The 13,511-nt window shown below is 45.7% G+C and carries 8 protein-coding genes; 5 read left to right on the top strand and 3 right to left on the bottom strand.

Features of this window, described 5'->3' with window-relative positions:
- Positions 1 to 1,567, top strand: a 1,567-nt coding sequence (locus tag IQ257_RS25835; protein WP_193933321.1) for a ShlB/FhaC/HecB family hemolysin secretion/activation protein, incomplete at its 5' end; no start/stop codon positions are given.
- A 289-nt stretch (positions 1,568 to 1,856) separates the two neighbouring features.
- Here the strand turns inward: IQ257_RS25835 and IQ257_RS25840 are convergent.
- Positions 1,857 to 2,663 (bottom strand): hypothetical protein, encoded by an 807-nt coding sequence (locus tag IQ257_RS25840; RefSeq protein ID WP_193872281.1) that lies wholly within the window; start codon positions 2,661 to 2,663, stop codon positions 1,857 to 1,859.
- Between the two features lie 115 nt (positions 2,664 to 2,778).
- Positions 2,779 to 3,525 carry a hypothetical protein gene (locus IQ257_RS25845; protein ID WP_193872282.1) on the bottom strand — a complete coding sequence of 249 codons (747 nt, stop codon included), beginning with the start codon at positions 3,523 to 3,525 and terminating at the stop codon, positions 2,779 to 2,781.
- Between the two features lie 214 nt (positions 3,526 to 3,739).
- Here IQ257_RS25845 and IQ257_RS25850 point away from each other — a divergent pair, with 214 nt between their 5' ends.
- A complete protein-coding gene (locus tag IQ257_RS25850; protein WP_193872283.1) occupies positions 3,740 to 4,051 on the top strand; it encodes a hypothetical protein in 312 nt (103 codons plus the stop codon).
- A 168-nt stretch (positions 4,052 to 4,219) separates the two neighbouring features.
- Here the strand turns inward: IQ257_RS25850 and IQ257_RS25855 are convergent, their stop codons facing one another.
- Positions 4,220 to 10,117 (bottom strand): strawberry notch C-terminal domain-containing protein, encoded by a 5,898-nt coding sequence (locus IQ257_RS25855; RefSeq protein WP_193872284.1) that lies wholly within the window; start codon positions 10,115 to 10,117, stop codon positions 4,220 to 4,222.
- 138 nt (positions 10,118 to 10,255) lie between these two features.
- Between IQ257_RS25855 and IQ257_RS25860 the strand changes: the two genes are divergently transcribed.
- The 3 genes from IQ257_RS25860 to IQ257_RS25870 all read left to right on the top strand — a co-directional run.
- Positions 10,256 to 10,405, top strand: coding sequence for a hypothetical protein (locus tag IQ257_RS25860; RefSeq protein ID WP_193872286.1), 150 nt, complete (start codon positions 10,256 to 10,258; stop codon positions 10,403 to 10,405).
- A gap of 10 nt (positions 10,406 to 10,415) precedes the next feature.
- Positions 10,416 to 13,016, top strand: a complete 2,601-nt coding sequence (locus tag IQ257_RS25865) for a DEAD/DEAH box helicase family protein (RefSeq protein ID WP_193872287.1) — start codon at positions 10,416 to 10,418, stop codon at positions 13,014 to 13,016.
- A 146-nt stretch (positions 13,017 to 13,162) separates the two neighbouring features.
- On the top strand, positions 13,163 to 13,511 hold a 349-nt coding region (locus IQ257_RS25870; RefSeq protein ID WP_193933323.1), incomplete at its 3' end, for an element excision factor XisH family protein.

Below are 13,511 nucleotides of genomic sequence, written 5' to 3' on the forward strand. Positions count from 1 at the left end.
CGACGTACCCGAACAAATCTGTATTCACGGCTTCGACTTTAACGGCAATACCGTTTTCAGCGACTCAGAACTCAACACTCTAATTCGCCAACAATTACCCCCCAATTCCGACACCAATCCCGCTGAATTATGCCTCCCCTTTGCCCAAGTCCTCCAAGCCCGTTCCATCATCACCCAACACTACATCAAGTACCAATATCCTCTAGCTTTTGCCTACATCCCAGAGGGTCAAGAAGTTCGCTTAGGAGGAACAGATACAATTACCATCAACATTGTTGAAGGACAACTCGAAAAACCCATCCAAATCAACGGGACTCAACGGCTCAAACCCAGCTACCTACGCAGTCGCCTAGCCGCCGCCACATCCGCCCCCTTAAATCAAGACCGCCTCCTAGAAGCCCTGCGACTACTACAACTCAACCCCTTAATTGAAACCATCAACGCCGAACTCTTACCCGGTTCTCAACCCGGTCAAGCCCTCCTAGAAGTAGACATCACAGAAACTCAACCCTTCGATATCCAAGTCAGCCTAGATAACAACCGTTCCCCCAGTGTAGGTAGCTTTCGCCGCAATCTTACCCTCAGCCACGGCAATTTATTCGGTTTAGGGGATAACCTCACCGCCACCTACAGAAACACGGATGGTAGTAACGAGGTTGACATTGGTTACACCTTACCCATCAACGCCAAAGATGGCACCCTCGGCTTAAGATACCGCCTCGGTTCTGGCGATGTCACCGAACCTCCCTTTGATAAACTCGACCTCGCCGCTGACTATCGCAGCTATGAACTCACCCTGCGCCAACCCATCATTCGCAAAGCAGAAGGGGACTCTGTGCAGGAGTTGGGATTAGGGTTAACCTTTTCCCGACAAGAAAGTGACACCTCTATCTTAGGCTTTAAATTCCCTCTCTCACGAGGAGCCGACGCTGCTGGACGCACTCGCATTTCTGCCCTACGCTTTTTTCAAGACTGGACACAGCGCAGTTCCAGAGAAGTCTTCGTCGCCCGATCTGAATTTAGTCTAGGCGTCGATTGGTTCAACGCCACTCTCAACGACACAGACCCCTTTACAGGTGAAGAGATACCCGATAGCCGATTTTTCAGTTGGCGGGGACAAGTACAGTGGGGACGCCGCATCGCACCCGACACCACCCTACTCCTCCGCAGCAGCATCCAGCTAGCCAACGACCCCCTAATCCCCTTAGAACAGTTAGGCTTGGGCGGTCAAAATAGCGTGCGGGGATACCGTCAGGATGCCCGATTAACGGACAATGGCATCTTTGCCTCAGCCGAACTCCAGTTGCCAATTTACCGCCTGTCCAACCCAAAAAGTGTTGTATCAATTATCCCCTTTATTGACCTGGGTATTGGCTGGAATAGCGGGGGTCAAGACACCCCTAACCCCAACACATTAGTCGGAATAGGACTGGGTTTACAGTGGCAACAGAGCGACAGATTTCGGACTCGTCTCGATTGGGGAATTCCCCTGGTTGAGGTGGATTCCAGAGACAGGACATGGCAAGAAAATGGGGTTTATTTTACTGTAGAGTACAACTTCTTCTAATCTGAATTTATCCCTACAATAATGCTTGCCTAGAAAAGGTTTCAGCAATGTGAGAGATAGGACTTGTCGATGTGATTTTCATGAACAAATATTGCCATATCTCTACAAACCTCCATTCCGCACCCTCAACTGTCACATGTTTTTTTTTCGACTTGGTGGCAGTGGCTAAATCTCACAAGTCTTTAATAAAAATACTCAAGACGGAGCCAAATTAGAATGAGCATCAATACCAGGAGGACAAATTGACATGAACAGCCAAAAAATCAATCAATAAGGCTTGACTAGTGCCTTAAAAGAACCCTAACTCTCCATTCCCTTCTCCCCCAGCATACATTTTTTCCACTTCCGAATTAGCAACAACCATCAACTCTTCCGGTTGAAAATAGTGCAATTCTCCATCTATTGACACAGTTAAGGGAAATTGTGGCTCTTGGGCAGATATTAACTCCAAAACCCCGATTTTCCCTTGACTTTCTGGATGTCTTTCCGAATGCATCACCTGACAGTATTGACCCAGCTCAAAACGGCTATTTCCACTTTCATGGTATTCTCGCTCTCGACTCAATTTTAAGACTAACTGACAATCGGCTAAAGGAAGGCTATCCACTTGAGCAGTACGCAAGTTTACGGCTCGAACCGTGGTACTCTCACCTACAGGAGTTTCGACTAACTCCCAAGTGTCTGAAGGCGTCAACGTCCAAACTACTTGATCTCCCATTTCCCAAGAACAAATTGGAGGTGCAGGCGGACGCGGCGAGACATCATTTAAAAATATCTGTTCCGAGGAGTGGAAAGGGCGATCGCTTAACTGGCAAACCTGCCCATCTAACGGAGCATCCTCTATGCAACACGCCAGGGGACTGCATAGCTCATCAGCCTGTCCCCTCAATAGCACATCTTCACCCCCAAACAAAGCCATCGTCTCAGATTTGAGGGACGCGATCGCATCCGGTTGATCTTCAACACTACCAATTAAATCCTCTAACGCTTTCAATGTTCCCTTGGCTTGCTGATCGCACTCCAAAAGCCACTGGCGTTTTTGGTTAAGTTCTTCAATTTGAGAATCAATTTTTCTGAGGGAATTTTGAAATATCATAGACTTAGATCCTTTTTAGGGTTTGCACGGGGGCAGTTGATACTTTGGTCGGTGTAAACTGCCCCCACTCTTTTATATTACCGTGTATACACGGTAATAGCAAGGCTTTTGGCTATTATTTAGGCTTTTTATATTGTGTGTAATTTTTCACCAAAAACACCTGATTACTTTTATCCACCCCTTTAACCTTGAACTGCCATTTGTAATCCGTTGTGGATCGTTCTACTTCCCCAAGTTCACAAGTAGGAATTTTATCAATCACCCAATTTCGCCAATGGTTCAGACGATTTTTTGATTTCCCTGCAATTATCAACTCGTCGTCACTAACATATATTGCTGAGTTACTTGTTTTTTCTATAGTGGTTTCAGATTCAGTAGCCTCAGATTCAGAGATTTCAGCTTCAATGTCTTCAGCTTCAGTAGCTTCAGCTTCAGTCACTTCAATTTCAGGAGTTTCAGTAGCCTCAGCTTCAATGGCTTCAGATTCAGACATTTCAGCTTCAGTAGCTTCAGCTTCAGAGATTTCAGTTTCAACAGATAACGCAAATGAATTATTAGAATCAAAAGCTTTTTCGGTTTCAGCGTTTTCGTCAGTAGTTTCGGCAGTGTCAGTCAACGGTGCAGTTTCAAATGAATTACTAGAGTTAAAGACTTCTGGGGTTTCTGTAGCGTCAAACAGAGCCATTACTTCACTCTTGAGCGACGAGAACGCATCCGGTTGTCCACTAACGCTATCAATTAAGTCTGCCAGTTCGCTCAAAATTTGCGTAGCTTCTTCACCTTTTTGTTTGAGAGTGACACGCTGTTGTTGCAGCTTTTCAATTTCACGATCTAAGGAGTGAATTAGATTGACGAATACCATAATGAGCTCCTTGTCTTTATTAGGATTTGCACGAATACAGCGCTGTTAAAAGTTAAGGTCGGTGGCGCTGCCTTCTCTACTATATTACCGTGTATACACGGCTATTGCAAGCTTTATAGCTATTTCTATATAAATTAACCGTGTAGACACGGCTATTGTAAGGCTCATAGCCAATGTTATACTATCCAAGTAGAGAGTTAAAGTGTAGGAAATAATGACGGCAATGACACAAAAGAAGCGCCAAGGAAGGAAAAAGAAGGTTTTGCCTCAACCCTCTATCAACAAATACCTAAGAACAGAACCCTTACCGGAGCAAGATAAAAATGAGGTGGGTCAATTTATACAGATAGGAAAAGTTCCCCTAGGGCGGATAATTTCCACTCGGTTCCATGAACCGATTGAAAAAGATTTGAGACAAAAAGCCGAGGAAAAAAATATCTCGGTTGGCACTTTAGTCCGAGAATTAGTTTCCATAGCTCTCGTCGGAGAAGAGAACTATCGAAAAATATCAGGCGATGAAATCTAACCAACATCAACCTGTACAAGTTGTACACCTCCCAATCTCCCCTCAAATCAAGCTCTAATCTCACCGAAAAGGCGGTCGGGAAGCCCGTTAATAGGCTACGCATAACAAAGGACAAATGACAAATGACTAAGGACGTGAAATCCCACGACTTAAGGTCGTGGGATGAGCTTAAAGGCTTTGTTGAGCATCTTGCTTTTGCCGCTCTAACCGTTCGCGTTCCGAGCGATTTGCCACCGCTTCATTAACCCTAGGTTTAACCGATTTCTCAAAAAATTCAAAGGTCTTGTCATCGATTTGACTTCCCGTATCCCGCCAGCTATTCCCCTGGAACTTGGCACTTAATACGGTTTCCCCGGTCGCGTTCTTTGTTAAACTCAACTTAGACTCTTCTGGGTCTAAATTCGATTCATAAAGCCGTCCTTTGACTGACAAACGATTCATAAGGCTGAGGTGCTTGACAATCGTCGGAGCCATCTGGTTAACCCGATTCTGTTGTTTAATTTTCTCAGCCACCTCACCTTTTTTAGATGAAATCGCTCTTTGATGCTCGGCTAATTTCTGGAAATGCTTTAAATCCTTCTCACTCAAATGGCTATCACTATTTTTCCAGGAGCCGTCTTCAGCTTTGTGTGCCTCTATTTTTTTCTCGCCTGATTGGTTATCAGCCACAATTAACCGCTGATTTTCGTCATCCCAATTTGCCCTGTGCTGACTCCCTTGATAGTGATCATTTTTGACAAACTCCTTAAGGTGCTTGAGAACAACCGGAGCAACCGCCTCTACTCGATGTTGCTGTGTCTGATCCGCGTCTGGGCGATCGCTTTGAATCGGAACACCTAAACTCGAATCCACCTCCGGGCGATCGCTTTGAATCGGAACACCTAAACTCGCATCCACCTCCGGGCGATCGCTTTGAATCGGAACACCTAAACTCGAATCCGCCTCCAGGCGATCGCTTTGTTTCGGAACACCTAAACTCGAATCCGCCTCTGGGCGATCGCTTTGTTTTGGTGAGACAGATTCCCCAGCTTCCAACTCTGCAACAGTTTCGACTGCCGCCGCTTCCAACTCCCCCTGAAGACGCTGCTGACTGAGCTGCAAATTTTCCGGGCTGAGTCCGCTCAAATCGGGCAACTCCTCCCCTAACATCTCTCGTGCCAAAGGAATGTCTGCCCCCGTTGCATAGAGTCCCCCTTTTTCGTCTAATCGCTCAACCACAGCCCCTAGGTGCTCCGGAGAAAAACTCATTTCCATAGAGCGCCCCACTGAATAGAACTCCCCACCCCCAGCCGCATCCAGCAATTTCTGATCCAGAAAGAATTCCCCACCCTGACTCTTCGACTTGCCAGTCGTCATCACATACTCTTCGGCACGGTTGTTAAACTCCAAAGTCAAGTTTTCGGCTCTCGTACTGACAGAACGCCCATAAGAGCGAGTAAATTCCTCGACTTTTTCGGCACTCGGAATCTTGACGGGCATATTTTCCAAAGATTCAGCTAAATTAAATTTTCTCCCCATCAATAACCCCGGCTGAATCTCCCCGTGGGAATCGGTAAAGTTTACCATCTTTCCCTCCGAGAGGTGCTTTTCTGCCGCCCTCACCAAGTTTCCGCGAAACATCCCCCGCAATTCTCGACTAGAGCCTTGGTACTCATCAAATAACGAGAAAATATCCTTCCCCTCAAAATCATCAACCGATTGAGGGGAAACCTCATAATCCTTGCCGATCTTGGAATGGGGAATCGATAGTTGCATAACCGGATCGGCTAACAAAACAGTCGCTTTCCACTTCGAGGGAGATACCGGATTATCTTTCCCTTCTTTCGCTGAGGATTGATGTCCTGCAATCACTCCATAGTACACAGAATTTTCCGGGGTTTTCAGCCGCACCGTTTGCCCAACTGGACTTTTATCAATTGTGTCTAGAACGGTATTTTTTTGCCGCTCAATTATCTCCTCAAATTTCTGGCGGGATGATTCTGTCTTAAACAAATCCCGACGCCGCTCTTTCCAATCCTGCGCCAGAGACTCAATCGCCTCGCTTAACTGATGTCCCTGCTCACGCCCTGCCACCTCTAACTCTTGGCGATCGCATTCTTGTGAGTCAGACACCTGTTCTAACCCTAACTCCGCTCTCACCGTATTCATCGCTGCCATTGTCGTCAACGGCTGGCGGTTCTTTTTAACATCCATCACCTCAAACATTACCGCCCCTGTAAAGGGACTCGTTGAACCTGGATCAGGCGGCTGTGCCTCAACGGAAGCGATTGTCCGAGCCTCTAAATCCAGAGTTTCTGCTTTCAGGGGATTTCGTCCCATCGCCATTTCTCGCTCCAGAGCACCTTGATACTCCTCCTCAATTTCAGACATTAAATCTTCTTGTTCTGGCAAAGAAAGGAGTGCCATTCTGCCAGTTACCCGTCGCGCCGTCCCTTCCAGCTCGTCGTTTAAAGGAAAATCGAGCTGGCTGTCTAATTCAAAATTGTCCTTAATAATATCCGCCACCACTTTATCTCCAATTTCATTTAAAAAATCGGTGGCATTTTCAAAGTCAATCTGCCCTTCCCGGTTTGCCGTTGTATTGGCATTGAGGGAGGCGAGTTTACCCATCAAAATTGCCATTGTGCGTTTCTCACTGGGATTATCCCCAGCGCCAATGGTAATTTTCGGTGCGTTCACCTGTCCCGTTCTATGAACTCGCCCGAACATCTGCACCGCCTGGTTAACATCTCGCTCCGGTTGCACGACAATCATGTGCCGCCGCTGCTGATCACTAAACCGTTCTGAAGAGTGCAGAGATATACCCGTAGCCCCCGACCGATTCAGCGTCAAACAATCAATAGTCCCATTATTAAAGTCATCAACCGCTTGAGCTTTCCCCGCCCTCGAACTTTCCGAAGCAGGGCGCTTGGCGTATCGCCCAACTAACTCTCCATTTGGATTGCGCTCATACTCAACCCGATCACTTCGCCCTGTGATTTCGCCTGTTGTGTATCCACTTTCTTCAAGCTGAAAGCGAATATTATCAATGGGAGAGATAGGAACCCGACTAAAATCACAATTCTCAATTCGAGCTAAGGCTTCTTCATAAGCCCTAATCCCCTCTTCACCCAACTCTTCATCCGTCAGCCGCCGCCGACTACTTTCGCCGTGGTGATTCCGAACAATGACCTCTCTGCTTCTTTCCAAATAGCGCTTGAGCATATCACCAAAATCAGCATCAATGACATCCCCTGTCTCTAGCCCATTATCTTGAGCGTATTGACTTAAAAATTTGCCCATTGTATTAGACACCGTAAGAATGGGTTTCTCCCCCTTCTCTAAAGATTCCTTGGCTAAATCAATTGCCCCTTGCGTTTTTTTGGCTAAATTTGATGCATCTAAATAATTATGCATCAACGACGTAAAATTTGTTGACTCCGCTCCCGCCAATCCTGTAGAATTATCACGGGATAACTCTTTCGCTTCTTCTTTTAAAGACTTATCGAGTTGATGAAGTGAACGATCTTTAGCACGGTCAAACTCCAGGATACCTTGCATAACCGCCGCCTCATCATCGGTCATCTGCCGATCCGTCGGGAATATTTTATTATCAAAATCTACCCCCTCATAGGATCGTTCTCGTCGGATATATTGCCCAGACTCGCTTAACTGAGAGGCAAGAACTTGTTGCATCGGAATCCCACCGTCTTGAACAATACTCACCAAACTCTGAACATCCTCAACGGCTTTTTTCATGTCTGTGCCAGAATATAAATCCATGACACCCGGATTTTTAGCATAAGTGGCACTCGATGAAAACGACTTGGCAGCCGACTTTTTTAATTCACGAGTAAATCCCGCTCGATTCGGGATTCCCGTCTTACTCATCAAACTTTCTCGTCCACCCCCACTGCCACCAGCATTATGAGATTCGTCCATAATTAGCATCGCAGATGGGGCAAACTTCCGCAAAATTTGCCGTCTTTCCGGTTCTTTGCCTGCCACGGTTTGCATTTGGGAATACGTCGTAAATATTGAATCCTTGTCTCCCAGATTTCCCGTTTCTAAAATCTCTCTTTCTTGGTTTTTATGACTTTGGGCAGAATAGTGAATTTTTTCTCCACCCTTTGTATCCATAGTCAAGTGCGAGTCTGTATAATAGGGATTAATGTCTTCGCCTATATCCTCTAAATCCCGATGCATATCCCGATACAAGTTGGGATTTTCGGTGACAAATATTGGCGTCAATCCCTCCAGCTTTGCCTTGCGAATCATAGAGGCAACCACACGACCTTTACCAATGCCGGTCATGTCACCTAAAATAGTTTCGGCGTCGTCTTCAAAATTCTTTAACGATAGCGCCACCGCATCAATTTGCTCGGCGCTTAATTTTTCGTAGAGTTCGTCCCTAGACCAGTCCATTTCACGGGCAACATAATTATCGATATCCCCCTGTTTTTCTTGCACCGATTCTAACGATTTACGAATCCCCGCTGACATATTTTTGGGAACCAAGGAATTCAGGGGCTTCCCTTTACTAAAGGGTTGATAGGAAACTTGTAATTCTTGATGATTACTCATTCTTTTATCCTCTGATACTGATTGTGATTTTGGCTCTAAAACTCGATTGGCGTCGCCTTCATCTGCCCTAGCCACTCCGCCAGACTGAAACTCTGAATCAATCCCCTCGCTTCGGTTATTTGTTCGGAATTGGTTAGCACCGGGGCGGGAAATTGCACTCTCCAGTACAAACCCAGATGATTCCAAATTTCGGGGTTGTTGATGACTAAGGCTTTCGCCCACGCTTCTGCTATTTGGTTGATGTCCGGATTCGGAGGCATCCGCAGCACGTCTAAAATCCCGTCTCTCATTGAAAGGGGCATCTCTTCGCGAATGATTCGCTGTGCGTCTGAAGGAGGTTCCTGGCGAATCAGCCAAGCTACCCTCAATCCCAGCAGTTGCAGATATTCGCTCATTGAGGGAATCTTTTGCATGGACTGAGGAACTGCCACGGCTGTCCAATAATGCAGCATTGGCATCTCTGGTGTGCGCTGTTCGGAAGTCGGCATCCAATAATTGGGATTTTGCAGATACATAATTAGATAAAACCTCTTGTTCTAATTCTTCAAAACTGTGGTAAACCGGGGGAACGTCAGCCGCCGGATAGGAGCGATCGCTTTTTCCTCGTCCATCAATGGCAATTACATCAATCGGAAAGCCTGCTCCTTGGCGCGAATACAAGTCTCCAGATACTGAAAAATGGTCGATTACGTTCCAGGTATCATAAAGCTCTTTAAAAAAACCCCGATTCGCCAACGAGTTGTAGCGATCGCTACGCTGCATGGGGTCATTTCCCATTACCCCGCCAATAATTAGCACCGCCTTCCCATCGTCTTTTAATGCCTCCAGGGATTTGAGGCAAATTGCATGATCAATCTGACGGGTGTTGAGTTCACCCACTTGCCACCGCTTCTTGGCATTAGGCTGGGGATTATCGGGATCGGGAATGCTACCGAAAGGGGGATTGGCAATCACAAAATCGTATTTTTGATCGGGCTTATAGGTGGTGGCGTCTTGGGTTGTCACCTTAAACCCTTGCTCTTGCAACGCCTTAGCGCGAACCCCATCGATTTCGTTAGCACTCACCCGCTCAGGATTAGCGCTCATCAATAGCGCCCCGTTCCCGGCGGCTGGTTCGTAAACAGTACCCTGTAGGTCAATTCCTGCCATCACTGATGCTAAATGTGCAATGGGCAGGGGCGTTGAGTAGGCTTGCCGTTGGACACTACTGCTGCTGCGAGTTCCGAGGGGTGGCTGGCGCTGATACAACTCCACCAAATCCCGAAAGCTTTTCCAAGGATTATCGCCGGCGTCTTGTATTAACTTCCGCCCTGCTGCCACCAAACTTTCTTCAATCGTTTCCTCTAGGGCTTTGGCGTTGGCGGTTCCCGGTTGGAAGTCCTGCCCTATCTGTGCCTTCGCCCAAGAGCGAGCCTCACGAATCGAGCTAAATCCTGCGCCTGCCAAGAAGCGATCGCGCAAAGCTTCTCGAAGTCGATGCCGTTGTTTGTCTGCTATCGCCATTGAGAATTCGACCCACAACACCTACTGATATCCATAGAAAAAGGCGACCTGCGAGCGCTTCAACTTTAGAGTGAAAGCGCATTCTCTCTTGAGGAGGATATTGGGATTGGGGCGATTTACAGCGACAAGTTAGACCCAATGGTGAACTGGGATACGGATGAGCTACGGGTTGCCTTCGAGAAGGTGGGGTTGGGAGTTGAAGTGGATGAAGAGCGATCGCACTGGAGTCCAAATTTAAACGCAGTAGTTAGACTGAATAAGAAGTTCAGCCTGAAGATTACAAACTAAAGAGGGTTCAATGGTTAAATTCCGCACATCTGCATCAGAAGAACCAACACCTGAGTCTATCGTACTCATGTTCCAGGATCTTAAGCGGAATCCATCAATAAAATATCTTTATAATCATCAAGGGAAAATCCTCGAAGCCTATTATCAAGATCACCTTAATAGTAAGAATTTAGCAATTGAGTTGCCCACAGGAACAGGCAAGACTTTGATTGGTCTTCTGATTGCTGAATACCGTCGCCGATTTTTCAAAGAGCGAGTTGTATTTTTATGTCCAACTAGACAACTTTGTTCTCAAATTAATGAAAAAGCTAGCCTTTATGGAATTAACACTGCATTACTTGTTGGATCTCAAAGTAAGTACGACTCGGCACAATTTTATTTATACCAACAGGCTAAAGCAATTGCTATAACTACCTATAGTGGAGTATTTAACACAAATCCACGTATTGATGATCCAGAAGTGATTATTTGTGATGATGCTCACGCAGCAGACAATTACATCGCAGATCTATGGACGCTCTCTATCAATCGCTCAAATCATAAAGACTTGTATCTGTCCCTGTATCGGACACTTGAGCCAGCGATACCAGACTACATGAGTCATTTAATCAAAACTAAGGGAAACACTAAATATGACCAAAAAGCAGTAGATTTAGTTTCAACTATTGCTTTTTACGATCAACTTGATCAACTTAGTCAAGTCATTGAAGAGTTTGCACCTCAGTATGACGAGTTGAAATACTCGTGGAGTGTAATTTCTGGTCACTTGGAAGCCTGCTCCCTGTACTTATCTCCAGAAAATATAGAAATTCGTCCTCTCATCCCACCGACTCAAACTCACAAGCCTTTTTCAGATGCCAAACAGCGTGTATATATGTCGGCAACGTTGGGAGAGGATGGAGATATAGAGCGGGTATTCGGTGTCAAAAAAATTGACAGATTGCCAATACCTGAAGAGTGGCATAAGCGAAGTACAGGCAGACGGCTAATTTTATTCCCAGAGTTATCGAACGACCAATCGATATATGCTGCAATTGAAATGCTCAAGTCGGTTGAGCGTGCTTTAATTCTTGTTCCTGACAATAGAACTCTTAAAGAATGGGAGAAAGAGCTACCGCAGTCTTATGAAATCATCAAATCCGATCAAATTGAGCAGAATATGGATGCGTTTACAAAATGTCCAAAATCATCCGTACTTCTGCTTGCCACTCGATACGACGGAATTGATTTACCAGGTGATGATTGCCACTTTATGATACTAGATGGTAAGCCAGCCGCTTCAGGATTACAAGAGCGTTACTTGTTAACACGTCTTGGCGCTTCTTCTCAGTTACGCAATCGTATCCGCACCAGAGTAACTCAAGCAATGGGGCGATGCACTCGCGATGAGAGTGATTATTCTGTCGTTGTAGTCCTTAGCGACGACTTAACAAAGTGGTGTTGTACTACAACTAACACTCAAAGTATGCATCCGGAATTGCAAGCTGAGATTGCCTTTGGCTTGGAAAACTCTACGGAACATTCAATAGAAGAGTTTGCCGAATTAGCTGACGCTTTATTAAAGCGTGTACCAGAGTGGCAGGAAGCAGAGCAAGATATTCGTAAGCGACGCGATTCATTATCAAAAGTTTCAGATTCAACAGCTCAAGCTCTTGCTCAAGCTATGCCCCATGAAATTGATTATGTTTATGCTTCTTGGAACAGACGACATGAGGAAGGCTTAAACATCGCCACAAAAACTCTAGCGGCTTTAGAAGGTGGATCAGACCTTCAACCCTATCGAACTTTTTGGCATCATCAAGCAGCTACTTCTGCTTTTCTAGCTTGGAAGAATTCTGAAAGCGAAACTTTCAAATTGTCAGCTATTTCCTATCTAGATCAGGCATCAGCAAACTCTTCACCCCTTACCTGGCTTGGTAAGCTACGTTCCAAAATTTCAGGGCAATCTGAGAGCAGTATTTCTACGGCTCTGCCCATACAGGAGTGGTTCTTGGAAATTGATGCTCTGCTACAAAAGTGGAAAATAAGAGGTGGTAATTATGCAAAACAGGTATCCAAAGTTCAAAAAGATATTGAAAATAAAGAAGCCAAAGCCTTTGAACGGGGATTAGCTTTACTCGGACAAATGTTAGGCGCAAAAACCCATCAATGGACGGATAATGGTGCTCCTGATGGACTGTGGATATTTGGTAATTGGCAAGCTTTTGTATTTGAAGCAAAAACTGATGAGAGCAGCAGTGGAGGCATCTCGCTCGATACAGTACGTCAAGCACGGACACATGAACAACGGGTAAGAACGGATCAACTGATTCCCCCTTTTGTACCCTGTTCCACCATTATTATCTCTCCACGCACCAAAATACATAAGCTAGCAGTTCCGCACACTGAAAATATCACTTATATATCCCATAATGAGGTGATTAAGTTGTTCAATGACGCTGCAATGGCATTGGAACGAGTTCGATCCTCGGCTGCTGGCAATACAGAGGAAGCTTTACAAGAAAATGCTTTACAAAACTATAGGCAGCAGTCAGTAGATATGCAACATATTAAAGAGAAGCTTCTCAGCAGGAAGCTGAGAGAAATGCCGCCGGATGAAAAGGCAAAATGACCCTGACTTTCGCTCAAACGCTTCTCTAGCAGCTCATCGCCTTATGTTGGATTGACACCAAAAAATCCAATATCTACTCCCGTCCAACATTAACGCCAATTAGCGATCGCACTAAGCTAGGAAAATAGCAAAGCACATAAATTAGCATGGCAAGGAGAGACATCTACCACGATACAGTTAAGCGTGCCTTACAAAAGGATGGCTGGACGATTACCCACGACCCATTTCCCTTGCAAATAGGCAAGAAGCGCTTATCTGCCGATCTCGGTGCAGAACGTCTCATTAGTGCCGAAAAAGGAATCCAACAGATTGTTGTTGAAGTCAAGAGTTTTGTCGGACAGTCTGATGTTAAAGATTTGGAGCAAGCTTTGGGGCAGTATGTCCTCTATCGCCAAGTGCTTAACGAAATGGGTATAGAGCGAATTCTCTATCTTGCCGTCTCCCGTCCTACCTTCAACAGCGTATTTACCATAGAATTAGGACAAGTTCTGCTAA

The sequence above is a fragment of the Coleofasciculus sp. LEGE 07092 genome (assembly GCF_015207375.1).
GTDB lineage: Bacteria > Cyanobacteriota > Cyanobacteriia > Cyanobacteriales > Coleofasciculaceae > LEGE-07092.

Excerpts from the sequence above, each read along its gene's own strand:
- IQ257_RS25840 (WP_193872281.1), bottom strand. The coding sequence starts at position 2,663 with ATGATATTTCAAAATTCCCTCAGAAAAATTGATTCTCAAATTGAAGAA.
- IQ257_RS25845 (WP_193872282.1), bottom strand. The coding sequence starts at position 3,525 with ATGGTATTCGTCAATCTAATTCACTCCTTAGATCGTGAAATTGAAAAG.
- IQ257_RS25855 (WP_193872284.1), bottom strand. The coding sequence starts at position 10,117 with ATGGCGATAGCAGACAAACAACGGCATCGACTTCGAGAAGCTTTGCGC.
- IQ257_RS25865 (WP_193872287.1), top strand. The coding sequence starts at position 10,416 with ATGGTTAAATTCCGCACATCTGCATCAGAAGAACCAACACCTGAGTCT.
- IQ257_RS25850 (WP_193872283.1), top strand. The coding sequence starts at position 3,740 with ATGACGGCAATGACACAAAAGAAGCGCCAAGGAAGGAAAAAGAAGGTT.
- IQ257_RS25860 (WP_193872286.1), top strand. The coding sequence starts at position 10,256 with ATGGTGAACTGGGATACGGATGAGCTACGGGTTGCCTTCGAGAAGGTG.